Source organism: Streptomyces sp. NPDC057623 (assembly GCF_042800355.1).
In the GTDB taxonomy this organism is placed as follows: Bacteria; Actinomycetota; Actinomycetes; order Streptomycetales; family Streptomycetaceae; genus Streptomyces.
Window position 1 is genome coordinate 1 of sequence record NZ_JBHVGZ010000042.1, and the last position, 23667, is coordinate 23667.

At 72.6% G+C, this 23667-nt stretch carries 22 protein-coding genes and 1 pseudogene; 13 read left to right on the plus strand and 10 right to left on the minus strand.

Features of this window, described 5'->3' with window-relative positions:
• Positions 1 to 170: 170 nt before the first annotated feature.
• The 4 genes from ACFU95_RS32525 to ACFU95_RS32540 all read right to left on the minus strand — a co-directional run bounded on the left by ACFU95_RS32525 (position 171) and on the right by ACFU95_RS32540 (position 3136).
• Positions 171 to 1196 carry an ABC transporter substrate-binding protein gene (locus ACFU95_RS32525; RefSeq protein WP_383834950.1) on the minus strand — a complete coding sequence of 342 codons (1026 nt, stop codon included), beginning with the start codon at positions 1194 to 1196 and terminating at the stop codon, positions 171 to 173.
• A gap of 75 nt (positions 1197 to 1271) precedes the next feature.
• On the minus strand, positions 1272 to 2081 hold the full coding sequence (locus ACFU95_RS32530; RefSeq protein WP_383834953.1) for an ABC transporter ATP-binding protein: 810 nt from the start codon (positions 2079 to 2081) through the stop codon (positions 1272 to 1274).
• Positions 2054 to 2935 (minus strand): ABC transporter permease, encoded by an 882-nt coding sequence (locus ACFU95_RS32535; RefSeq protein WP_383834956.1) that lies wholly within the window; start codon positions 2933 to 2935, stop codon positions 2054 to 2056. Before ACFU95_RS32535 ends, ACFU95_RS32530 begins: the two co-directional genes overlap by 28 nt.
• A gap of 117 nt (positions 2936 to 3052) precedes the next feature.
• On the minus strand, positions 3053 to 3136 hold the full coding sequence (locus ACFU95_RS32540; protein ID WP_349817350.1) for a putative leader peptide: 84 nt from the start codon (positions 3134 to 3136) through the stop codon (positions 3053 to 3055).
• Between the two features lie 123 nt (positions 3137 to 3259).
• Here ACFU95_RS32540 and ACFU95_RS32545 point away from each other — a divergent pair, with 123 nt between their 5' ends.
• Positions 3260 to 3682, plus strand: coding sequence for a secondary thiamine-phosphate synthase enzyme YjbQ (locus ACFU95_RS32545; protein ID WP_383834959.1), 423 nt, complete (start codon positions 3260 to 3262; stop codon positions 3680 to 3682).
• A gap of 73 nt (positions 3683 to 3755) precedes the next feature.
• Here the strand turns inward: ACFU95_RS32545 and ACFU95_RS32550 are convergent, their stop codons facing one another.
• The 4 genes from ACFU95_RS32550 to ACFU95_RS32565 form a co-directional block, all read right to left on the minus strand.
• Positions 3756 to 5153, minus strand: coding sequence for a glutamate decarboxylase (locus tag ACFU95_RS32550; RefSeq protein WP_383834962.1), 1398 nt, complete (start codon positions 5151 to 5153; stop codon positions 3756 to 3758).
• Between the two features lie 415 nt (positions 5154 to 5568).
• Positions 5569 to 10368, minus strand: a complete 4800-nt coding sequence (locus ACFU95_RS32555; protein WP_383834964.1) for a type I polyketide synthase — start codon at positions 10366 to 10368, stop codon at positions 5569 to 5571.
• 248 nt (positions 10369 to 10616) lie between these two features.
• A complete protein-coding gene (locus tag ACFU95_RS32560; RefSeq protein ID WP_383834966.1) occupies positions 10617 to 10847 on the minus strand; it encodes a response regulator transcription factor in 231 nt (76 codons plus the stop codon).
• 209 nt (positions 10848 to 11056) lie between these two features.
• The gene (locus tag ACFU95_RS32565) at positions 11057 to 11560 is read right to left on the minus strand and encodes a hypothetical protein (RefSeq protein ID WP_383834969.1); all 504 of its coding nucleotides are present in this window, start codon (positions 11558 to 11560) and stop codon (positions 11057 to 11059) included.
• Between the two features lie 701 nt (positions 11561 to 12261).
• On the opposite strand from ACFU95_RS32565, the pseudogene ACFU95_RS32570 reads away from it, so the two are divergent.
• Positions 12262 to 12453, plus strand: a pseudogene (locus ACFU95_RS32570) (SpoIIE family protein phosphatase); the annotation flags it as partial.
• Positions 12454 to 12571: 118 nt separating this feature from the next.
• On the opposite strand, the gene ACFU95_RS32575 reads toward ACFU95_RS32570, so the two are convergent.
• Complete coding sequence (locus tag ACFU95_RS32575; RefSeq protein ID WP_383835128.1) at positions 12572 to 12727, minus strand: hypothetical protein; 156 nt, start codon at positions 12725 to 12727, stop codon at positions 12572 to 12574.
• A 149-nt stretch (positions 12728 to 12876) separates the two neighbouring features.
• On the opposite strand from ACFU95_RS32575, the gene ACFU95_RS32580 reads away from it, so the two are divergent.
• Positions 12877 to 13281 (plus strand): hypothetical protein, encoded by a 405-nt coding sequence (locus ACFU95_RS32580; protein WP_383835130.1) that lies wholly within the window; start codon positions 12877 to 12879, stop codon positions 13279 to 13281.
• On the opposite strand, the gene ACFU95_RS32585 is transcribed toward ACFU95_RS32580, so the two are convergent.
• Positions 13250 to 13738: a hypothetical protein gene (locus ACFU95_RS32585; protein ID WP_383834971.1), complete on the minus strand. Its 489-nt coding sequence runs from the start codon at positions 13736 to 13738 to the stop codon at positions 13250 to 13252. The two genes, ACFU95_RS32580 and ACFU95_RS32585, sit on opposite strands and share 32 nt — an antisense overlap.
• Positions 13739 to 13941: 203 nt before the next feature.
• Between ACFU95_RS32585 and ACFU95_RS32590 the strand changes: the two genes are divergently transcribed.
• The 10 genes from ACFU95_RS32590 to ACFU95_RS32635 all read left to right on the plus strand — a co-directional run.
• Entirely contained in the window at positions 13942 to 14541 is a 600-nt protein-coding gene (locus tag ACFU95_RS32590; RefSeq protein ID WP_383834974.1) for a DUF998 domain-containing protein, read from the plus strand.
• Positions 14542 to 14597: 56 nt separating this feature from the next.
• Positions 14598 to 15350: a DUF1775 domain-containing protein gene (locus ACFU95_RS32595; protein ID WP_383834977.1), complete on the plus strand. Its 753-nt coding sequence runs from the start codon at positions 14598 to 14600 to the stop codon at positions 15348 to 15350.
• Positions 15351 to 15420: 70 nt separating this feature from the next.
• Complete coding sequence (locus tag ACFU95_RS32600; protein ID WP_383834980.1) at positions 15421 to 15630, plus strand: hypothetical protein; 210 nt, start codon at positions 15421 to 15423, stop codon at positions 15628 to 15630.
• A complete protein-coding gene (locus ACFU95_RS32605) occupies positions 15630 to 17975 on the plus strand; it encodes a heavy metal translocating P-type ATPase (protein WP_383834983.1) in 2346 nt (781 codons plus the stop codon). The genes ACFU95_RS32600 and ACFU95_RS32605 overlap by 1 nt, the downstream gene beginning before the upstream one ends.
• A complete protein-coding gene (locus ACFU95_RS32610; RefSeq protein ID WP_383834986.1) occupies positions 17972 to 18598 on the plus strand; it encodes a copper chaperone PCu(A)C in 627 nt (208 codons plus the stop codon). The genes ACFU95_RS32605 and ACFU95_RS32610 overlap by 4 nt, the downstream gene beginning before the upstream one ends.
• A gap of 168 nt (positions 18599 to 18766) precedes the next feature.
• Positions 18767 to 19519, plus strand: coding sequence for a hypothetical protein (locus ACFU95_RS32615; RefSeq protein ID WP_383834989.1), 753 nt, complete (start codon positions 18767 to 18769; stop codon positions 19517 to 19519).
• A gap of 271 nt (positions 19520 to 19790) precedes the next feature.
• Positions 19791 to 20477 (plus strand): sigma-70 family RNA polymerase sigma factor, encoded by a 687-nt coding sequence (locus ACFU95_RS32620; RefSeq protein ID WP_383834992.1) that lies wholly within the window; start codon positions 19791 to 19793, stop codon positions 20475 to 20477.
• Between the two features lie 111 nt (positions 20478 to 20588).
• Positions 20589 to 21662, plus strand: coding sequence for an ABC transporter substrate-binding protein (locus ACFU95_RS32625; protein ID WP_383834995.1), 1074 nt, complete (start codon positions 20589 to 20591; stop codon positions 21660 to 21662).
• Positions 21659 to 22744, plus strand: coding sequence for a FecCD family ABC transporter permease (locus ACFU95_RS32630; RefSeq protein ID WP_383834998.1), 1086 nt, complete (start codon positions 21659 to 21661; stop codon positions 22742 to 22744). The genes ACFU95_RS32625 and ACFU95_RS32630 overlap by 4 nt, the downstream gene beginning before the upstream one ends.
• A partial coding sequence (locus ACFU95_RS32635) for an ABC transporter ATP-binding protein (protein WP_383835001.1) occupies positions 22741 to 23667 on the plus strand: 927 nt, incomplete at its 3' end. The genes ACFU95_RS32630 and ACFU95_RS32635, both read left to right, overlap by 4 nt.

The window sequence follows — 23667 nt, forward strand, 5'->3', positions numbered from 1 at the left end:
GCACGTTCTTCGAACCTCAAGCCGTCCCCCAAGCCGCCTGAAACATCACCAATCAACCGACCCGCCCCTTGACGAAAGAGATAGGGGCACCCCCCCCCGGGAACCCGGGAACCCGGGAACCCGAGATCCCCGAGAAGGTCGAAGGCATGCGCTGGCGACGGACCGTCATGTCACGAGCCTTCCGAGGGACGGGGCGCGGTGGTCGACGGCGGGAGGTCGCCGTTGAAGCGGGTGTCGGTGAAGCCGCCGAAGTCGACCTTGTTCGGGATGAGCTTCAGGTCGGCGAAGGTGTCGACGATCTCCTGTTCAGAGGCGATCAGCGGCTTGTCCACGGCGACCGCGATCCGGGTGGTGTAGGTGCGCTTCACGGCGGCCAGCGCCACGTCCTCGGGCAGCCCTGTCTCCTTGGACCAGACCTTCGCCCACTCGTCCTCGTGGGTGTAGACCCACTTGTAGGCACGCCGCAGCCGCTCCAGGTAGTCCTTGATCGCGGCGGCCTTCTTCTTGTCCTTGAGCGCGTTCGGCGCCGCCACCTGGAAGGTCAGCCCGTTGGTGATGCCGTCGCCGGTCGTCAGGACGCGGCCCTGCTTCGCCTTGAGTATCTGCGAGGTGTACGGGTCCCACACCGCCCAGGCGTCCACCTTGCCGGAGGTGAACGCGGCCAGCGCGTCGGCCGGCTGGAGGTACTTGACCTGCACGTCGCTCAGGCTCAGCCCGGCCTTCTTGAGGGAGGCGACCAGTTGGTAGTGCGCGGAGGAGCCCTGGGCCACGGCGATCGACCTGCCCTTGAGCTGCGCGGTTCCGCTCAGCTTCGAGTCGTTCGGGACGAGGATGGTGTCGCCCTTGGACGTGCCGTGCCAGGCGGCCACCACCGTGATCTTCGAGCCGGCGCCCGCCGCGAAGACCGGCGGGGTGTTGCCGACCCCGCCGACGTCGACGGCCTTGGCGTTGACGGCCTCCAGCAGCGGCGGACCGGAGGTGAAGGTGGACCACTTGATCTTGTAGTCGAGGTTCTTCAGCTCTCCGGCCGCGCGCAGGATGGCCTCCGAACCGCCCTTCTGGTCACCGACGTTGAGGGTCAGGGAGCCCGAGCCGTCGGTGTCGCCGCCGGTCGAGGCCGACGAGCTGCCGCCGCAGGCGGACAGGAGCAGGGCCAGGGGAAGGAGCAGCGCGGCGGGGACGAGGCGACGTCGCATGACGGATCCGTTCTGTGGAACTGAGGGGGAGGAGGTTCTCTGGTTTCGCGGGGGGCCTGCTTCGGCTCAGGCCGCTCAGGCCGCTTCGGCCGCGGTGTCGACGCCGAGGCGTTCGAGCAGCCCGGCGCGCAGTTCGGCGAACCGGGGGTCGGTGATGTCGCGGGGACGGTCGAGGTCGATGCGCTGTTCGTGCGCGATGACCCCGTCGTCCATCACGAGCACGCGGTCGGCGAGGAGTACGGCCTCCTCCACGTCGTGCGTGACGAGCAGGACCGCGCAGCCGCGCCGCTGCCACAACTCGCCCACCAGGCGCTGCGCCTTGATCCGGGTGAGCGCGTCGAGCGCGCCGAACGGCTCGTCGAGGAGCAGCAGGTCGGGCTCGCGCACCAGCGCCCGTGCGAGGGAGGCTCGTTGGGCCTCGCCGCCGGAGAGTGTCTTGGGCCAGGCGTCCGTACGGTGGTCCAGGCCGACTTCCCTGAGCGCCTGCTCGGCCACGGCACGGTCGGGCTTGCCCGGCAGGCCGAGCAGCACGTTGCGCCACACCTTCTTCCAGGGCATCAGCCGCGGTGCCTGGAAGGCGACGGCCTTGCGGCGCGGCACCAGGACGGTGCCCTCGATGTCGCGGTCCAGTCCGGCGAGGATGCGCAGCAGGGTGGACTTGCCGCAGCCGCTGCGGCCGAGCAGGGCGACGAACTCGCCCGGACGGACGTCGAGTTGGAGCTGGTCGATGACGGCGCGCCCGTCGAAGGAGCGGGTCAGCCCCTCGACGTGCACGGCCTGAGACGTCTGCACGGTTCGGGTGGCCGCCACGGCCTCCGCGGTCTGTCCGGCCCGTCCGGCCTGTGTGGTCTGGGGGTTCACCGGCCGGTGAACGTCGGTCGCCATTGCAGCAGCAGCCTTTCGAGGGAGCGGACGATGAAGTCGGCGAACAGGCCGAGGAAGGCGTAGACGATCAGGCAGACCACGATCACGTCGGTCCGCAGGAAGTCCCGCGCCTGCACCATGAGGAACCCGATGCCGGAGTCGGCGTTGACCTGCTCGGCGAAGACGAGGGCGAGCCAGGCGATGCCGAGGGAGTAGCGCAGGCCGGTCAGGGCGCTCGGCAGCGCGCCGGGCAGCACGACATGCCGTACGAGTCCCCACCGGGACAGCCCGAGGGACTCTCCGGCCTCGATCAGCTGGGCGTCCACGCCGCGGATTCCGGCGTAGACATTGAGGTACAGCGGGAACGTCACGCCGAGCGTGATGATGGCGACCTTGGGTGCCTCGCCGATGCCGAACCAGATGATGAACAGCGGGATGAGCCCGACGAAGGGCACGGTCCGCAGCATCTGCACGGGCGCGTCCACGAGGTCCTCGCCGACCCGGAAGAGGCCCGAGAGAAGGGCGAGTCCGGTCCCCACGAGCGTGCCGAGCGCCAGCCCGGCGGCAACGCGCTGGAGGGACGTACCCATGGCCGAGGTCAGCGAGCCGTCGGCGATGAGATCGCCCCCGACCTGGGCGATACGGCCCGGCGAGGCGAGGACGTCCGCGGTCAACGCACCTGTGCTGCTGAGCAGTTGCCACAACAGGAGGAGCAGGACGGGGCCGGTGGTGCGGCGCAGCCAGCGGGGGACGCGGGTGCGGCGGGCGGAGGCGGGGAGGAGGGGGACGACATCGACGGCGGGTGTGTTCTCGAAGGCGGATTTGAGGGGAATATCCGCCTCGGCGGAGCTGGGTGGGGCATGGCTGGTGCTCATGAGTGCTCCAGGGGGCGATGAGCGTTCGAGGGAGACACGCGTCAGCGCCGCCGGGTCAGGTCCGCTCAGGACCGGGCCGGTGCGCGAGAAGGCGTGGGTGAAGAGAGAAGAAGGGCGTCAGCAGCCGCGGCGACACGCGGCGGAGGCCACCCGCAGCAGGTCGATGTGACCGCGCGTGGTGAGCAGGGCTGAACGCAACATGCCGCAGAAAGTAGCCAGATGGCGAGGTCATGGTCAACGCTGTCTCGCGAAGTGGACCTCACGTATCACGGCTCGGGCATCTCCTGGCGTGTGAACTCCGGCGCATGAGTGAGGATGGAGGACATGTCAGACGCCTTCACCACCCGAGTTCTGAACGTCGCTTCCGGTTCCTCGGAGCGGGTCGTGGACCTCACCCACGACTGCGAGGCCTTCCTGCGGGAGGCGGCCGCGGGCCGCGACGGCCTGCTGAACATCTTCGTGCCGCACGCCACGGCAGGCATCGCGATCATCGAAACGGGCGCCGGCAGCGACAGCGACCTGCTGGCCGCCCTGCACACCCTGCTCCCGGCCGACGACCGCTGGCAGCACCGCCACGGCAGCCCCGGCCACGGCCGCGACCACGTCCTCCCGGCGATCGTCCCACCGCACGCGACGCTGCCGGTGCTGGCCGGGCGACTGGAGCTGGGGACGTGGCAGTCGGTGTGCCTCGTGGACACCAACCGTGACAATCCCCACCGTCAGGTGCGCTTGAGCTTCCTCGGCTAGGTGCCCGGTGGCCAGGCGTCCGGTGGCCAGGCGTCCGGTGAGCCCTCGCCCGGACCGCGCGGGAGCGGAGATGTCACGTCCGACGGGCGACCGGGCCGGTGTCGAGCCCGGAGCACGGCTCCGCGAGCTGACGAGTGACTTCGGTGAGGTCGGCGATGAACATGCCGGCGAGGGAAGCGGTGAATCCGGTGCGTACGACCAGGCGCAGTACGGAGATGTCCTGGCAGGGGGTGGGGAAGGTGTAGGCGGGCAGGTGCCAGCCGCGGGCGCGCATGGCGTGGGAGACGTCGAAGACCGTGAAGCCGGGTGTGCCCGGTGCCAGGCGGAAGGCGAAGGCCGGGAGTTCGGAACCGTCCGTGACCAGCTCGTAGGGGGAGATGGTCCGGATCCGGGTGGCGAGGGCGCGGGCGGTCGTACGGTTGCGGGCCGCGAGGTTGCGCAGTCCCTCGAAGCCGTAGCGCAGGAAGCTGTAGTACTGCGCGACGACGTGCGCACCGGGCCGGGAGAAGTTGAGGGTGAAGCTGGGGGAGCGGCCCCCGAGGTAGTCGACCTCGAAGACCAGGTCGTCGGGCAGGGCGTCGGCGTCGCGCCACAGGGCCCAGCCGAGGCCCGGGAAGACATGCCCGTACTTGTGTCCCGAGGTGTTGATGGAGGCGACGCGTTCGAGCTGGAAGTCCCACATCAGACCCGGGTCGAGGAAGGGCGCGACCATGGCGCCGGACGCGCCGTCGACATGGACGGGGATGTCGGTGCCGGTGGCGGCCTGGTATCCGTCCAGGGCCATGCAGATGTCGGCCACGGGCTCGTAGGAACCGTCGAAGGTGGAACCGAGGACGGTCACGACGCCGATCGTGTTGTCGTCGCAGTAGGCGGTCAGCGTGTCGGGCGTGAGGTGGTAGCGGCCCGGCTCCATCGGGACGTAACGCGGCTCCACTTCGAAGTAGTTGGCGAACTTCTTCCAGCAGACCTGGACGTTCGCCCCCATGACGAGGTTCGGGCGCGTGGCGTCCTTGCCCTGGGCGCGTCGGCGCTCCTGCCAGCGGCGCTTGAGCGCGAGGCCGCCGAGCATCGCGGCCTCGCTCGAACCGGTCGTGGAGCAGCCGCGCACCAGTTCCGGACGCGGTGCGTGCCAGAGCCGGGCGAGCATCCGTACGCAGCGCTCTTCCATCGCGGTGATCTGCGGGTACTCCGCGCGGTCCGCGAGGTTCTTCTCCGCGGTCTCCGCCATCAACTGCTGGGCCTGCGGCTCCATCCACGTCGTCACGAACGTGGCGAGGTTGAGGCGTGCGTTGCCGTCGAGCATGAGCTCGTCGCGCACCCGGCGGCAGACCGCGTCGGGCGCGGAAGCCGACTCGGGCAGTTCGTCGACCGGCAGCAGGAGGTCGTCGACGGGCGGCTGGTCCGGGTCGGGTGAAGCGGGCAGGGTGTCGAACTCGATTGCCGGCATGACGTCGGTATGCGGGATGGGCATGAGTGGCTCGATGCCCTTCTGGTCCGTGCGGCCCCGTGCATTTCGACGCTAGATCCCCGCGCGCTCCGGCATCCGTCCGGATTCCACCGATCCAGTGATCGATTTGCGGACTGATGAACTGGATTTTCCCTTGTGCATACGGGCCCGCGCTCACGCGGCACGGCGGACCGCCAGGCGCGGGTCAGGTCCAGCAGGACCGTGGAGGACGACCGTGCCGCCCCAGCGCATCCGCTCCACGCAGGTCCGCAGACCCGCGGTTGCCCCGGACGGAGGTCGCGGAACCCGGCCCGGCCCCGAGAGGCCATCACGTCCTGCGGGCGGGCAGGATCACCCGCGAACCCGTGGGTGCTCACCCGCACCGGCCGGGAAGAGAGCCTGATCGGCGGAGCCTGCCCCGACATGCGACGCCGCAGCCTCAGGCGGCCGCGGCGGTGCCGTTGCCGGTGTCGGCGTACGGCAGGTGCTGCCGCAGTGCCCTGACGGTGTGGTGGATCTGCTCGGGGGTGTGCTCGCAGGTGACGAAGAACCGCAGCCGGGTCAACTCCTCGGGCACGGCCGGATACAGGATCGGGTTGACACTGATGCCCTGCCGGAACAGTGCCTCGGCCAGTTGGAGGGTCTTCGCCGAGTCCCCGACGATGCACGGGACGATGGGCGAGTCGTGGCTGTCGCCGATGTCGACGCCGGCCCCGCGTGCCAGGCTCGCGAACAGCGCGGAGTTCTCCCGGAGCCGCGCCAAGCGCTGCGGTTCGGCACGCATCGTCCGCAGCGCGGCGAGGGAGGCGGCGGTGTTGGCCGGCGTCATGCCGGCGCTGTAGACGAAGCCCGGAGCCGTGTACCTGAGGTACTCGACGACGCTTCGGTCGGCACCTATGTAACCGCCGCACCCGGCCAGCGCCTTGGAGAGGGTGCCGCCCCACAGGTCGACGTCGCGCCGTTCGACGTCGTGGTACTCACCGATGCCGCGCCCGGTGGCGCCGATGACGCCGATGCTGTGCGCCTCGTCGACCATCAGCAGCGCGCCGTGCCGGCGCTTGACGTCGATGAGCGCGGGCAGGTCGGCGATGTCGCCGTCCATGCTGTACACGCCCTCGACGACGACGAGTACCCGGCGGTACTGGTGCCGGACCCGGGTGAGGAGGGCGTCCAGGGCGGCGGCGTCGTTGTGCGGGAAGGGCCGGCGCGCGGCTCCGGAGAGCTTGCAGCCCTGAAGGATGCTGTCGTGGGCGAGTGAGTCGTGGACGATCAGGTCGTCCGGCCCGACGAGATGACCGATCACGGTGACGTTGGTGGCGTGTCCGCTGGTCAGGGTGATCGCGTCCTCGGTTCCGAGGGTGTCGGCGAGTTCCCGCTCCAGCTGCAGGTGGAGCGGGCGGCTGCCGGACAGCAGCCGGCTCGCGGACGCCGACGTGCCCCACTGCTCGACGGCCTCCGCCACCGCCGCGGTGACTCGGGGGTGGCTTGCCAGCCCCAGGTAGTTGTAGCCGGAGAACGAGATCAGCTCACGGCCGTCGATGACGGTGGTGTCCGCCATGCCGCCCTCGTGCACCCGGAAGTACGGGTTCGGCAGGTCGAGCCGGGCGAGCAGGTTCAGGCGCTCCTGGTGTGCGGTCACCTCGGGGAAGCACTCGATGCGGGTCTGGTCCTGTGGGACGTGGGCGACCTGGGGAGCCGGGGGCTCGGCCGGTGCGGGTGCCGGTGCCGGTGCCGGTGCCGGGGCGGGGGCGGGGGCGGGGGCGGGGGCGGCGCGCCTGGGCTCGGGGACCGGGGCGTCCATGGGCTGGGGTATCAGGCTCAGATGGGCCGGAGGCCGGGACGTGGCCTCGTTCTGAACGAGGGCGGTGACACTCCCGACCGTCGGGCGGGCGCACCGCTCGTCGACCGTCAGCGACGGCCAGCGCCGCTTGAGCGAGGCGAACAGGTCGGTCAGCATCAGCGAATCGAAACCGAGGTCGTCCACGAGCCGCTGACCGGCGTGCAGATCACTCCCGGGGAACGCGCTGATACGGGCGATCTGCTCGAACACGGCGTCCTGTACGGCGTCCCTGGCGTCGTTGGCGTCGTTGGCGTCGCCGGCACCGTCGGCTGCGGTGCGCGGCTCCTCGCCGGGTGCCGGGCCCGTCGGGGGCGGTGTGGCGGCGACATCAGGTGTCGGCGTCGGCGCGGGCGCGGCGTGGGGCCCCGTGATGCCCGCGCCGGTCAGCGCGTCGCCGAGGCGGCCGAGAAGGGTCACCTGGTGCTGGATCAGGTCGAGCAGTTCGTGCATGGGACTGTCCTTTTTCGGGTCGGGGGACGTCTGGGGTCGAGGTGTGGCGGCCGGGGTCGGCGCAGACGGTCGGTTCGAGGGGGACGGCGGGGCCGAGGAAGCACGCGAGGCCGGCGCAGGACGGTCCTCGTGGTCCGCCGGTGCCGGCCGCTGCCCCCACCAGTAGGACCGCGTCTCCAGCCGGGCGACCGGCAGGTCCAGCAGGTGGCGGTCGGCCGGCTCGATCAGCGCCCGCGGGTCGACGTCGACACCCAGGACGGCGAGCCGGGCGAGGGCGCTCAGATAGCCGCGCTGACCGTCCGGTGCCGGGTCGTCGGCGGCGATGACGTGGACGTCGTCGTGGCCGGCGAGATTGCGCCGGACGGCGGAGAGGAGCGAGCTGCCGCCCGTCACCTGCACGAAGACGCGGGCGCCCGTGTCATAGGCGCTGCGGACGGCGTCGGTGAAGCGGACCGGCGCGGACGCGTGACGCGCCCACAGCCGCCGCAGCCGGTCGGGGTCGTCGCACGAGGTCCCGCTGACGCAGGAGACCAGCGGCAGGCGGGGACGGGTGAGGGGCCGCCCGTCCAGGTCGGCGCGCATGGCCTCGTCGCCCGCAGCCAGCCGCGGCGAGTGGAAGGCGTTGGAGACATCGAGCGCCCTGGTGGCGATGCCCGCCTCCGCGCAGACGCGTCGTAGGGCGGCGAGAGCTTCCCTGGCGCCGCTGACCACGGTCTGCCGAGGCTCGTTGAAGCACGCGATCCACACGTCCGGGCGGCCGTCGACCAGCCGCCGGCACGTCTCCTGGTCCGTCTGGAGGGCGAGCATCGAGCCGCGCGGCTCGCCCTCCGCGTCCCGCAGGACCGCGCCGCGGCGGGCGAGCAGCGCCACGGTCTCCTCGGCCGGGAGGACACCGGCGGCCGCGGCGGCCGCGAACTCACCCACGCTGTGGCCCAGTACGACATCCGGGGCGACACCGCATGCGGCCAGCAGCCCGGTGGCGGCGATCTGGACGGTGCCGAGCAGCGGCTGGCACACCTCGGTGGGGGCGAGCCGTCGCCTGAGCCCGGAGTCGTCCGCCAGGTCCGCCGCCGGCCCGTATAGCAGGTCGGCCGGGTCGACGCCGGTGTGCCGCCGGGCCTCGGCACCGAGGGTGTCGACGGCATCACGGAAGGCGGGGAACCGCTCGTGGAGTTCCCGCAGCATGCCGGGGCGCTGGCTGCCCTGGCCCGGGTAGAGGAAGGCGACCCGGCGTGCGGCGGACGGCAGGGGAGCGTCCGCGGCGAAGGCACCCTCGCCGAGGTCGCCCCGGGCACCCTCGGCCAGTTGTCGATGAGCTCCGCGCAGCCGCTCGGTGAACTCGGCCGTGTCGCCGGCCACGATCGCGAGCCGGCTCGGCAGGGGCTCGCGCCCGGCCAACGTGTGGGCCAGCGCCGCGACGGACGCCGGGGGTGAGTGCTCCAGGTGGCCGAGCAGCTCGGTGATGTGCTCCCGCAGCAGCCGCGGGCTGCCGGCCGAGACCAGCAAGAGCTGGGGCTGCGCCTCGCGGACGGTGTCTGTGCCGGTGGCGACCGACCGCCGGACGGGGGCCGCGGTGGGCGCCTGCTGGAGGACCGCGTGCACGTTCGTGCCACCGAAACCGAACGAACTGACCGCCGCGCACGCAGGTCCCTCACCCTCCGGCAGCGCCCGTGCGGTGTCGGCCAGACGCAGACCGGCGGCGGCCAAGCCCAGGTCCGGGTGGGGCAGGACGTCGGGCTGCGGTACGACCGTGCGGTGGTGCACCACCAGCGCGGTCTTGATCAGCCCCGCTATGCCGGCCGCGGACAGCGAGTGCCCGATGAGCGCCTTGCCGGAGGAGAGGTAGCAGACGCCCGGGTCCGCGCCCCCGCGCTCGGTCCGCAACCGGCTCAGGGCCTCCACCTCGACGCGGTCCCCGACGCCGGTTCCCGTGCCGTGGGCCTCGATGAAGGAGGCCGCACCGGGCGGCAGGCCCGCGTCGTCGAACGCGGCGCGCATGGCCCGCAGCTGTCCCTCGGCGCTGGGCGTCAGCGGCCCCGACGAGGCGCCGTCGTTGGCGGAGCCGATGCCCTTGATGACGGCGTAGACACGGTTGCCGTCGGCGAGCGCGTCCTGAAGGGGCCGGAGGACTACGGCGCCGGCGCCCTCGCCGAGTACGAAGCCGTCGGCCCTGGCATCGAACGGACGGCACACCCCCGCCGCCGACAGCGCGCCCAGTCGGGAGAAGCCGATCAGGCTGTCCGGCGTGAGACTGAGGTACACCCCGCCGACCACCGCCGCCTTGCACGTACCGTGACGCAGCCGCGCCACCGCGTGGTCGAGCGCCACCAGCGAGCTGGAGCACGCGGCGTCGACGGCGAAGCTGGGGCCCCCGAGGCCGAAGTGCCGACTCACCGTGGCGGGCGCCATGTTGAGCAGGACGCCCGGCATCGTGAAGGTGCCGACGGGAGGAAGGTCCCGCGTGGAGCGGGCCTTGAACGCGTTCATGGTGTCGGTGTCGGCTGCCGTGCCGAGCGACCCGTCGGCGAGACCGAGGGCCCGGATCCGGGCCGTGGCGAGTTCCCGGTAGTCGGACGCCGAGATACCGAAGAAGACGCCCGTGCTCTCCCGGTCGAAGCCGCCGCGGCCCAGCCCCGCGTCGTCGAGCGCCTCGCGGGTGACGTCGAGCGCCAGTCGGTGCTGCGGGTCCATGGCCTCGGCGCGCCGAGGCGGCAGACCGTAGTGCCTGGCGGCGAAGCGGTCCACGCCCTGAAGGAAGGCGACCTGGTCGGTATAGGCGCTGTCAGGGGCCTGCCGGTCGTCGGGCCGGTGGAAGGTGTCATGGTTCCAGCGATCCCTCGGGACCGCGGTGAACTGCCGTTCTCCACCGAGGAGGAGCTTCCAGTACGCCCTGAGGTCCGCGGCTCCGGGGAAGCGGCAGCCGAGTCCGACTATGGCGATGTCATTCATGGGGAACCTGTGGGGGTCGAGTGCCCGGGGTCGGGCAGCGGGTGGCGGATCGGGGACGGGGACGGGAACGGGGGCGGGGGCGGGGGAACGGTCGGGTGGTGGACTGCAACCGTCCCCCGACGGGGCGGGCGCCCCCAGCCCCGGCTGTTCGTTACTTGACGCCGGGCGTGGCAGGGATTACGGAGTGCGGCGCGGCGTCGATCCGACGCGGTGCGGGGACGGCGGTGCGAGCGCTTCCCGCGCGCGGGTCACAGACCCAGGGCGATGGCCATCCGGGTGAGCTCGGCGGTGGTGTTGATGTCGAACTTGGCGCGGATGCGACGGAGGTAGGCGTCGACCGTGTGCTTGGACAGTCCCATGTGCCGAGCCGCTTGCAGATAGGTGCAGCCCCGGGCGATGTGCTGCAACGTCTCCCTCTCGCGCGGGGCCAGCGCGGGGGCGGTGGCTTCGTCGTGCGTGGCGGTGATGGTGAAGCTCATGGGGGTCCTCTGACAGATCGACTCGGCCATCTCCGCTCACATCACCGGAAGCGTTCAATGCCCGAAAACTGCAATTTGTCCGTTTCCAATACCTTGATTGGTGGACGTCATGGCGGCGTCCGTCGACTGTCACGGGCGTGTCACAGGCGCCCGTTCTTCTGCGCACCCCCCACGTCACCGGGCAGGGCGGAGCGGCTCCGCCGGGCCGGTCACGGCCGTACGCGGCCCCCTGACACGCACGCGGTGGGCGCGGGGCGCCCTTGAAGACGGTTCATCTCGCCCGCGCAGCGCTGCATGGCCACTTCCAGGACCTCCGGAATGTTCAGGGTTCCGGTGCCGTCCGGCGGGACGAGCCAGCGCAGGGTGCCCCAGCGGCAGTGCGGGGCGGGGGTCGTGATCCAGGTGCCGGCGCCCAGCAGGCGCACGCCGGTGCCGATCCACACGGCCTGGGGCTCCGGGGGCAGCAGGAACCCGACATTGCGTCGTCGGGTGTCCAGCAGGCAGGGGCCGCGGTCGAGCAGGGACAGCTCGTCCAGCAGGTCGGCGACGCGCAGCCCGAGGTCCTCCGGCATGATCAGCACGTCCCAGAACCGTCCGGCGGCCAGGAGTGCCACTCCGGTGCTGCCGTTCTGCCACTCCTGTTTACAGGCGCCGGGGTCCTCCGACGCCGCTGCCAGCCACTCCATTGACTTCGTCCACTCGGTGAGTGCCATGAAAAGCCTCCTTGTGGTGCCGACGCTCAAGAGATGAAGGCCTCAGTGCACCCGGTGGCAGGTGGCGCGGCCATATGGCGGGGGCTCAATTCCCCGTATGGGGCGAGCGCCCGCGCTCCAAACCGGCAGATATATGCGGGGCGTGCGCCCCCGTGCTCCCTGCGTCCGCCCGCTCCTGCCTGCCCCGGCCGTCGCGGCCCTGTCCCCGCCCGTACCCGCCGTGTCGCCATCGGGCCGTTGTGTGCTTTTGTGAACCTTCAGGGTGTTTGGTGTGGTGCGCTGGTCGCGGACGTTTCCCAGACCGGCGACGGCCGAGCCCGTCCCGACCTGCCCGGATCGGTACCACGCCGGACGAGGACGCCCCCTGCCCGGCGTACGGCGGAGCCCGGCCCGCGGTCCGCGAGCCCCTGGCCACCGGCGGACACGGAGCTGCGTGCCCTCCTCGCCGGACGCGCCGCCTCCCGCATCCGGCACACCTCGGGAGGGCGACCGGTCAGGGGTGCGTCGGCAAGCTCCAGCGGGCATTGCTCGCCGAGCCCGGGCGTCCGTACCCGAACCTGGACGTCGCCATCCGCTACCTGCCCGTCGGACGGAGCGCCCTGGCCTGCGGCGACTGGTGCGAGACCGTCCGGCTGCACTTCGGCCGGGCGCTGCTCGTCGTCGGGGACGTCATGGGGCACGGTCTGGAGGCCGCCGTGGAGATGACCGCGTACCGCTCCGCCCGCGTCGACCCCGACTGCGGCCAGGTGACCCTGACCAGTGCCGGCCACCTGCCCCCGGCCGTGATCGACTCGGCGGGCCGCACCTCACTCCTGCCGGTCCCGGTCGGCCCGCCCCTGGGAACGGGCCTCGGCGGCTATGAGCCGGCCACCTGGAGGCTGGACCCGGCTCAGGCGCTGCTGCGGTTCACCGACGGGCTCGTCGAGCACCGCAGTGGGCATCGATCAGTGCCTGGACCGGCTGGCCGGCGTCGGCTTCGAGGCCCAGCGCTGAGCAGGGCCGATCCGGCCCTCACCAGTCGTCACTGTCGTACAGGGTGCCCGAGACATACGGGTCGTACCGTCGTCCCGGTGAGGTGGCCGGCTGTGCGGCCGGTGACGGACTCGTCTCACGCAGCGCGGCGCACCACGGGCAGTCAGGGGTGTCGTCACTGTCGTTGCGGTCCATGGAAGCGGCTCCTGTCTCGATCGAGGCGGACGGCGTCGGACGGCGTGCGTCGGCACGCCATGACTCCATTCGGGGGACGGTCTCACTCGACTGGGTGGCAGCGGCGGCGGCGGGCGTACCACCGGCGCGCGCCTCGGCGTTGCTCCGGCATGGACAGACATGAGACGGCGCGGCGGGTCCTCGGAGGCGATGCCGCACCCGTGTCGTACGTCGTACCGGCCACCGGCGTCCGGGGCCACCCGTCGATCTACGCGGCTCTGGTCGCCGAGTGGCATGCCAACGGGCGTGCGGTACCGGAGCGCCGCGACACCTGGTGGGACTCGGTGGGCACCGGCGATGGACAAGGTCAGGCCGTCACCTCCTGGGCGGTCGGCAGGTTCACCGGGCTGGCCCGGACCGGCGGCACCGAACCGGGGAGCGACCGGCACGTCGAGGGAGCCGAGCGGGTACCGGCCGTCGTCGTGCCCCGGGGCCTTCCCGGGCCGATGGACCTGTGGGAGTGGAGCGGCAGGAACGGACGCGTCAGCGTGGCCGCTCCCCGCCCGACCGACTGACCCGTGCCAGGGCGGCGCGAACGCCACCGGCCCGGCGCAGCGCCCACTGCACGACGGCGGGGTCGTACAGGGCTCCGGTCCCGTCGGGCGGCAGCAGCCACTCCAGACGCCAGCCGGAGGACTGGTACGGCGGCGGTACGGCGACCCATGATCCCCTGCCGACATGGCGTACGCCGGGCCCGGCCCAGTCGCCGACGGGGTCGGGCGGGAGGAAGAAGCCGACTCGGCGCGCCCCGCTGTTCGCCAGGACGGGGCCGGACGCCCGCGGGCGCGCCCGTCTCAGGCGGTCCAGGGCTCTCAGGCCGAGTTGTTCGGGGACGCTGAGCACGTTCCAGATCCGGCCGGCCTCCAGCAGCACCGCGTCCGCGCCCTGATCCCACTGCTGCTGGCACGACCGAGGATCCGCGGCAGCCGCGGCGAGCCACTCGACGGCCTGCTTCCCCATGGTGCGCTGCATGTCCCTACTCCCAGCACTCGACCCTGCCGCCCCGGGCAGGGCCCTTCATGCTGGTGGATATTTCTATGCGCCGGAAGGGGTGGCGCGGCCTGGCGTTTACGGTCGATTTGTTCGACGTGAGCAGGGCTGTTCGCTTCGACACGGTGGGTGCGTGGCGACGGCGGAGGGACCGCGGGACCCAGTGGCCGTTTTACGGTGACTTGATGCGACCTATCCCAAGATGGGCCTTGCTTTCGTCGGGGAGTGCGCCAGTCGTGCTGATCGGCGGCTGGACGATCGCGGCGCTGCTCGAAGGGCCCGCCTACGACCCCGCCACGCAGACGATCAGCGTCCTCGCCGCTTACGGCGCCGCGGGCTTCTGGGTGATGACCGGGGCACTGGCCACCCTGGGCGTCTGCCACATGATCACCGCCCTGGGGCTGCGCCCGGCCGCGCTCCCCGGACGGGTGGCGCTGGGCGCGGGGGGAGTGGCCGCCTGTGCGGTGGCGCTCCTCCCGCCGCCGAGCAGCGGAGGCTCCCTGCGCCATGGTTCGGCGGTCGCCGTCGGCTTCACGCTCCTGGCGGTGTGGCCGGTTCTGGCCGCCGACCGGCGCAGCGCCGCACCCTGGGGGCTCCGGCCCGTACCCTCCCTCACGGCGACCGCGCTGATGCTCGTCAGCGCGGTCTGGTTCATGATCGAAATGAACCAGGGCGGCGCCGACGGTGTCGCCGAACGCCTGGTGACGGCCCTTCAGTCCCTGTGGCCCTTCGTGGTCGTCGCCTCCTGCCTGCGCCATCCCGGCCCCGAGGACCCCTCGCCCTGAGGCCGCCCCCTGCGCTTGAATGCGGCGACCACATCACCCGTACGAGGGAGTCACACGTGCCCCGCCCCACCCTGACCCGCGGCCTGCGCCGCACCGGTGCCCTCACCGCGGTCGCCTTCGTGGCCGCCGTCGCCCTCGCCGGACCGGCCGCGGCGCACGCCGAGGTCGAGGCGGCGGGCGCCCGGGCGCTCGACCAGAACGTGCCGCTGACCTTCACCGCGGAGTCGGAGTCCGGCACCGCCGGCATCAGCGGGATCGAGGTGATCCTGCCCGAGGGCATCACCCCGGACGACATCACCTACAAGGACGGCCCCGAGGGCTGGAAGCTCGCCCCCACCAGCCGGGGCTACACCGTGTCCGGGCCGAAGCTCGCGGTGGGGAAGGACGCCGAGTACGTCGTCTCCGTACGGCAGTTGCCCGACGTCAGGACCCTGGCGTTCAAGACCCTTCAGACCTACGGCGACGGACGCGTGGACCGCTGGATCGAGCTGGAGGAGGAGGCCGGCGGCGATGGTCACGGCCACGGCCATCCCGCGCCGCGGCTGGAACTGAAGGCGGCCGCCCCCGGCGCGAAGGCCGTGAGCCCCACGCCCACCGAGGAGCCGACACCGGTCACGCCCTCGACCGGCACCGGCTCGGACGAGCCGGCGAGCGGCGCGTCGTCCACCCCCTCGACGGAGGCCGCGGCGGAGGGCTCGGACGGCGACGACGGCATGCCGGTGGCCGTGCCCATCGGTATCGGGGCCGTCGTCGTCGTACTCGGCGCCGGGGCGTGGTGGTTGAGGAGCCGTCGCGGCGGCGCTTCCTGAGAAGGTGGCCGGGAACTCCCGGCCCTCCGCGCCCGACTCCTGAAGCGGTACGTGCGTCAGGAGGCCGTCGATGAAACCACCCCCACTTGTGCCGCCCGCCCTCTGCGGGTTTCTGCTGCTGCTCGCCCTGATCTTCACGGTGTCGTACGCCGTCGGAGCCGCCGCCGGGCCCGTCGCGCCCGGCATGCACCGCTCCGGCGGGAGTGACGACGGCGGCGGCGCGGGCCCCCGGGACGGGGACATGGGGGACATGGACATGCGGCACGGGAGTGGCGGCTGATGGCGCTCGAACCGGCACCCCCGATGACCATCACGGACGTGACCGTCGGCGGGATGACCTGCGCGGCCTGCGTCCGGCGCGTGGAGAAGAAGCTCGCCAGGCTGGCGGGCGTGACCGCGACGGTCAACCTGGCCACCGGGCGCGCCAGGGTGAGCCACCCGCCGGACATCAGCCCCGGGGAACTCGTGGCGACCGTCGAACAGGCCGGGTTCACGGCCGCGTTGCCCGAGCCATCGCGGAAACGGGAGCCCAGCGGTGTGCGGGAGTCCCAGGACGTCCGGCAGGAGCGTGAGCGGCTGCTCGTCACCGCGCTGCTCGCGGTGCCGGTGCTCGTGCTGTCCATGGTGCCCGGCTGGCAGTTCCGCAACTGGCAGTGGCTGTGCTTCGTCCTGGCCGCGCCGGTCGCCGTGTGGAGTGCCTGGCCGTTCCACGTGCGCGCACTGCGCGGGCTGCGCCACTCGACCGCGACCATGGACACGCTGGTCTCCCTGGGCGTCGTGGCGTCCTTCGCGTGGTCGGCGTACGCCCTGTTCCTCGGCGGCGCGGGCGCGCCCGGCATGACGATGCCGTTCAGTCTGCTGCCTTCCGCCTCGGACGTCGGCGGCGGAGCCGCCGGTGCGGGCAGCGCGCACGTCTACCTCGAAGCGGCCGTGGGCGTCCCGCTGTTCGTGCTGGCCGGGCGGTTCCTGGAGGCGCGGGCACGCCACGGCACCGGGGCGGCGCTGCGCTCGCTCGCCCGGCTCGCTGCCAAGGAGGTGTCGGTACGCGAGGCCGACCACACCGAACGCCTCGTCCCCATAGAGGAGTTGACGACCGGCCAGGTCTTTGTCGTACGTCCCGGCGAGCGCGTCGCCACCGACGGGGCGGTGGTGGAGGGCAACTCCGCCGTGGACCTGTCGCTCGTCACCGGGGAGAGCGAGCCCGTCGAGATCGGGCCCGGCTCGACGGTGGTGGGCGGCGCCGTCAACGCGGGCGGGCTGCTGCTCGTGCGGGCCATCGCCGTGGGCGCGGACACCCAACTCGCCAGGATCACCCGGCTGGTGACGGAGGCACAGGCCGGCAAGGCACGGGCGCAGCGCCTCGCCGACGCCGTGGCCGGGGTGTTCGTGCCCGTGGTGCTGGCGCTCGCCGTCACCGTGCTCGGGTTCTGGCTCGGGGCAGGGGCCGATCCGCAGGCGGCGATCACCGCGTGCGTGGCCGTCCTCGTCGTGGCGTGCCCCTGTGCGCTGGGGTTGGCGACCCCGACCGCGTTGATGGCCGCCACCGGACGCGGCGCCCAGCTCGGCGTCCTGGTCCGGGGCCCGCAGGCCCTGGAGGGGCTCCAGCACGTCGACACCGTCGTCCTGGACAAGACCGGCACCCTCACCTCCGGGCACATGAGCGTCGTTCGCGTCACGGCCGTGCCCGGCGGGCTCGGCAAGGAAGCCGTGCTGCGGCTGGCCGGTGCGGTGGAGCAGGGCTCGGAACACCCGCTGGGCCGCGCGGTCGTCGCGTACGCCCGCAGGGCCCTGCCCGAGCAGGGGGCGCTGCCCCAGGTGCGCGACTTCCGGGCGCGGGCGGGACGGGGCGTGCGCGGCCTGGTCGAGGGCCGACGGGTCGAAGTCGTCGCGCCGGACGACGCGTTGCCCCCGGCGCTGGCGGACGCGCTCCCGGCGGCGGAGTCGGCCGCGCACACGCCGGTCGTCGTCCGCGTCGACGGGGCGACAGAGGCGCTGATCGAGATCGGGGACGTCGTACGGCCCGGCAGCTACCGGGCCGTGGACCGGCTGCGGCGCCTCGGCGTGCACCCGGTGCTCGCCACCGGCGACCGGGAGGAACCGGCCCGGGCGGTCGCGTCCGCGCTCGGCATCGACGAGGTGTACGCCCGCCGTACCCCCGAGGAAAAGGCCGGCCTCGTACGGGAGCTGAGGGAACAGGGCCGTCGGGTCGCGGTCGTCGGCGACGGCGTCAACGACGCCGCGGCGCTGGCCTGTGCCGATCTCGGCATCGCCATGGGCACGGGCACGGACGTCGCGATCGGGGCCGCCGACGTGACCCTGGTGCGCGGCGACATCGAAGCCCTCGGGGACGCGGTCCGGCTCGCCCGGCGCACCCTGGGCACGATCCGCGCCAACCTGCTGTGGGCCTTCGGCTACAACCTCGTGACCGTGCCCCTCGCCATGGTCGGGATGCTCAACCCGATGGTCGCCGCGGTGGCCATGTCGGCGAGCTCCGTCCTCGTGGTGGGCAACAGCCTGCGGCTACGGGCCTGGCAGCCGGCGACGGCACCGGCCGCGGCGCGTGGCCGTGAGCGGGCCGGTGTCCGGAGCCCGAAGCCCGCCGCGACCCAGGGAGGCACCCGATGACCGCACCCACTGCCGAACGAACGACCGGCGAACCGACCGACGAACCCACTGGTGGAACGACCGACGAACCGACTGGTGGAACGACCGAGGGAGCGGCCGAGCGAACGGCCGACCCCCGGGCCTGGCGCCCGACCCGCCGCAGGATCGCCGACGGCCTGCTGGCCGCGCTCGCCCCGATCGCCGCGTGCGGGGTCGCCCTGGGCGGACTGACCACCTGGGTGGGCACCGGCAGCGCGGGCAGCCCGGCGCGGATCACGGTCACCGACGGGCGGGTCTTCCTGCCGTACGGCAACGTCCGGGACACCGCCGCGTTCTTCCGCGTCACCAACTCCGGGGGCGCGGACGACCGGCTGCTGAAGGTCACCTCGTCCGCCGTCCGCGGTGACATGTCACTCAGCCGCCACCGCATGACCGGCGGCAACGCGGCGTCGGCACGGACGGTGGACTCGGCCCGTGTCCCGGCCGACGGCAGCCTGGCCATGTCCCCGTTCGGTCTGGACGTGACGCTGCGGGCCGAGGCGGGGTGGCGGACGGGCGTCTATGTGCCGTTCACGCTCCACTTCGAGCACGGCGGGCCGATCGAGGTGCAGGCCGTGGTGGTCCGCCCCGGCGAGGGCCAGTGACGACGGCGAGGACAGTCCCCGTACCCATTACTTGTCGGTCGACGTGCGTGCCCAGTTCCCTCTTGCCCGTGTGTCCTGTATCACTCAACTGGGCTTGAGTGCGGGACGGGGGTGTTGTGCGTACCCACCCGTGACGAGTGGGCCCCGGATGCGAGGATGAGGGCCGTCATGACTGCTGGGTGGGGTGTGCGCACGATACGGGCCGCGGTGTTCGCGTCCGTCTGTGTGCTGCTCGCAGCCCTCGGCCACGTCCTGATGTCGGGCGTGGGCGTCCCCTGGTGGACGCTGGCGGCCGGTGCCGTCCTGACGGGCGGCGCGGGCTGGTGCCTGGCGGGCCGGGAGCGGGGACTCCCGCTGGTCGTGTCCGTCGTGGTCGTCGCCCAGGGCGGCCTGCACGCGGCCTTCGAGTTCGCGCAGTCCTTCTCCGCCACCAGCGGGCATGACATGGGCTCCACGCACACCCATACGGGCTCCGCGGAGCCCATGTCCATGGAGCACATGGGCTCGATGCCCATGGATTCCATGGGTTCCCTGTCCGTGGGGCACATGGGCATGAGCGACATGGGCGTCGGCCACATGGGCATCGGCCACATGGGCATCGGCCACATGGGCACTGCCCACATGGGCATGGGCCACGACATGGCCGGCACGTCCTCCCTCGGCATGTTCGCCGCCCACACCCTCGCCGCGCTGCTGTGCGGCCTGTGGCTGGGTCACGGTGAACGCGCCGCGTTCCGCATCCTGCGGGCCGTCGCCGGATGGCTGGCCGCCCCGCTGCGGCTGTCGCTCGCCCTGCCCGTACCGCCGCACCGGCCGCGTCCGCGTCCGCGGCGCGGCCGTTCCGACCGGGCGCCGCGACTGCTGCCGCTCGTTCACACCATCACCTCTCGGGGGCCCCCGGCGGGGCTCGCTGTCGTCTGAGACAGCTGGATTCCCGAGGCCGTACGGACACGGACGTCGACCCGTCGATGTCCCTCCTGGGCGTCGCGTCGTCGACGCCGGCCGTGCCTCGGGCACCGGCCGTACCTGCCGTACGGCCGTGTCCCCCGCATCCCCGGACCCCTCCGGTACAGCTTGCGGGTATGTCTCACATACCCGCGCCCTGGTGCCCCGGTGCCCGGCGGTGACGCCTTCGCGCCCGCCGTCGTACGGGTCGCCGTGCCGGTGTCCGGACTACCCGAGAAGGAACCAGGTGATCACTCCTGCCCTGCCCTCCTCACGCGCGACCCGCGTGAGGCCCACGAAGGCGGACACCACCTCCAACACGGCCGCCGGCGACGAGTCGACGACCGCGTGGGCGCTGGCCGCCCGCGGCGGTGACCCGGACGCGACCGACCGTTTCGTCCGTTCGCTGCACCGCGACGTCGTGCGGTACGTGGCCCATCTGTCCGCCGATCCGCAGGCCGCCGACGACCTCGCGCAGGACACGTTCCTGCGGGCGCTCGGCAGCCTGCACCGGTTCGAGGGCCGCTCCTCGGCGCGCGCGTGGCTGCTGTCGATCGCGCGTCGCGCGGTGATCGACAGCCACCGCTACGCCGCCGCCCGGCCGAGGCTGTGCGACACCGACGACTGGACGCTGATGGCGGAACGCGCCCAGCCGGCCGGCCTGCCCGGCTTCGACGACGGCATCGCGCTGCTCGACCTGCTGGACACGCTGCCCGACGAGCGCCGCGAGGCGTTCGTCCTGACCCAGATGGTGGGGCTGCCCTACGCGGAGGCGGCCGAGATGAGCGACTGCCCGGTCGGGACGGTCCGTTCACGCGTGGCCCGAGCCCGGGCGACCCTCGTCGACCTGCTGACCGAGGCCGAGTCCGAGGCCGAGTCCCAGGCCCAGGCCCGGGCTGTGGCCCTGGCCGAACCGGCGGTCGTGGCCGCGTGAGCGGGAACCCGGTGTCGGTCCCCCTGCCGGGAACTGACACCGGGTTCGCCCCGACTACTGGATCGGGCGGCGGAGACCGCCCGTGCGTCCAGTGGATCCAGGGGAGTTTCGATGCGTTCTCGTGTGGGGCGGGCTACGACGGCCGCGGTGCTCGGCGGCCTGCTGACGGCGGGCTGCGGCAGTGGCAACGGCGGGACAGACAGCTCCGCCGCCGACAAGGGCGCCGCCACGGGCGGCTACCCGGTCACCGTCACCGACTGCACGGGCGCCGGGACCACCTTCACCTCGGCCCCGAAGCACATCGTCACCAGCAACGCCTCCAGCCTGGAACTGCTGCTGCGTCTGGGCGCCGGCGACAAGGTGATCGGCACCGGCTTCCCGCCCGGCGAGGGCACCCTGCCGGGCCGACTCGACGCACAGGCACAGCGGATCAAGGTGCTCGGCGAGACCGTGATCCCCAAGGAGAAGCTCCTCGGCTCCGGCGCCGACCTGTACATCGACACCTTCGCCTCGATGAACATGGGCGGAGGGATGGGAGACGCGCCGACCGAGGAGGAGTTCGAGGCGGCCGGCATCAAGCACACCTTCCTGAAGTCCACGGCCTGCGCCGCCACGGGCGAGAGCCCCGTCACCGACCTGTCCGCCGTCGAGGACGACATCACCTCCCTCGGCGCCGTCACGGGCACCAGCGCGAAGGCGAAAGCCCTCGTCGACGGAATGAAGAGCAAGGTGGACGCCGTCCAGAAGGCCGTCGGCGGCACGCCCGAGGGGGAGCGGCCCACCTACTTCTTCTTCGACTACGACGCCGGCACCAAACAGCCCATGGCCGTCTGCAACCGCCAGATCGCCCACGCGGTCATCACCCTCGCCGGGGCCCGCAACACCTTCGCCGACTGCGACGGCGACTACCGGCAGGTCGGCTGGGAGGACGTCATCGCCAAGGACCCGGACTGGATCCAGCTCGGCGTGCGCAACCGGGGCAGCGAGACCGCGAACGACAAGGCCTTCGACGAGGCGCGCGAGTGGCTGGAGACGAACCCCGCCACCAAGGGCCTCAAGGCCGTCGAGAAGGGCCACTTCCTGCGCATCGGCTCCGAGCGGACCACCATCGCCGGTGTCACCAACGCCGACACCGTCGAGGAGATCGCGAAGACCCTCTACCCGGGCAAGGCCGGCCGACCGTGACCGACACCCTGGTGCGCGGGAGGGGCACGGCGGATCCGGAGGAGGGCACGCGGACGCGCTCCGTGCCCGCCGGGCCGCTGGCCCTGGTCCTCGCCCTGGCCCTGCTCGCCGCCCTCACCGCGGCGGTGTCCTGGGGCTCCACGTCCATCCCGCCCGGAGAGGTGTGGGGCGTCCTCTGGCGGCGCCTGTCCGGCGCGGCGCCACGCCCCGGCACCGACGACCTCATCGTCTGGCAACTCCGCCTCCCCCGCGCCCTGTTGGCGGCCCTCGTCGGTGCGGGGCTCGGCCTCGTCGGTACGGCGATGCAGGCCCTGGTGCGCAACCCGCTCGCCGACCCGTACTTCCTGGGCGTCTCCAACGGTGCCTCCCTCGGAGCGGTCGCCGCGATCGTGCTCGGCCTCGGCACGGGCGGCGCGCTCGGACTCGGACTGTCCGGCGCCGCCTTCGCGGGCGCCCTCGCCACCTTCGCTCTGGTGTGGACGGTGGCCCGGCGCCGAGGAGGATTCGCACCGCTGCGGCTCGTCCTGGCCGGTGTGGCCGTCGGGCAGTTCCTCTCCGGGTTCACCAGCTACCTCGTGCTCCAGGCCGGCGACGAACAGCAGACCCACAGTGTGCTGTTCTGGCTCATGGGCAGCCTGAGCGGCGCGAGCTGGCCGCTGCTCGCCGCCCCGGCCATCGCCGTGCCGCTCACCCTGCTGTGGCTCCTGGCGCGCGGCCGGGCGCTCAACGCGCTGCTCATGGGTGACGAGACGGCAGCCGGACTCGGCGTCGACGCCACCCGGCTGCGCCGGGAACTGTTCACCCTCACCAGCCTGCTGACCGGCGTACTCGTCGCCGTCTCCGGAGCCATCGCCTTCGTCGCGCTCATGGTGCCGCACGCCTGCCGCCTGGTCGTCGGTGGCGACCACCGCCGCCTCCTGCCCGTCTCGGCACTGTTCGGCGCGCTGCTGCTGGTCGTGGTCGACATCGTGTGCCGCACGGCCATGGACACGCAGGAACTGCCGGTCGGCGTCGTCACCTCGCTGATCGGTGCACCGGCACTGCTGTATCTGCTGGACCGGCGTCCGGGGAGCGGAAGTTGAGAGTCGAGATCGAGGACCTGCACGTCGCGTACGCCGGCCGCACCGTCGTCTCCGGCGCCCGCCTGATCGCGGCCGAGGGCGAGATCACCGGCCTCGTCGGGCCGAACGGCAGTGGCAAGTCCACGCTGCTGCGCACCGTCTACCGGCATCTGAAGCCGGTCGCCGGCCGGGTCCTGCTGTCCGGCACCGATCTGCGCCGGCTCAGCCCCGGCGAGGCGGCCCGGCATGTCGCGGCCCTCCCGCAGGAGCGGGGCGGCGACTTCGAGCTGACCGTCCGCGAGGTCGTCGCCATGGGCCGTACGCCCTACCAGCGGGCCTTCGCCGGCGAGGACGCCACCGACCGGGAGGTCGTCGCCCGCGCCCTCGCGGACGTCGGAATGGAACACCACACCGGGCGGCGGTTCACCGAACTGTCCGGCGGTGAACGCCAACGCGTCCTGCTGGCACGGGCCTTCGCCCAGCAGCCGGACGTCCTGGTCCTGGACGAGCCCACCAACCACCTCGACATCCGCCACCAGGTGGAACTGCTCGCCCTGCTCAGGGCAGGGCACCGCACGACCCTGGTGTCGCTGCACGACCTCAACGCCGCCGCCTCCGTCTGCGACCGGCTGCACGTCCTGCACGACGGCCAGGTGGTCGCCTCGGGGCCGCCCCGCGAGGTGCTGCGACCGGCCCTGCTGGCCGAGGTGTTCGGCGTACGGGCGACGGTGGTGGACCATCCGCTGACCGGTGACCCGCTGATCGCCTTCGATCACCGTGCCCCGGTGGACGGACCGCAGGGCACGGGTGTCCCACTGTCGGCCCCGGGCAGTGCCACGGGGGCCGGTGCCGGGTGCCCCCCCCCCTTGCCGCCCCCCACCCCAAAAAGGGTTTTAGCACCCGCCACACCCCCCGGGCCGAAGACCTTGACCCCGTCTGCGAAC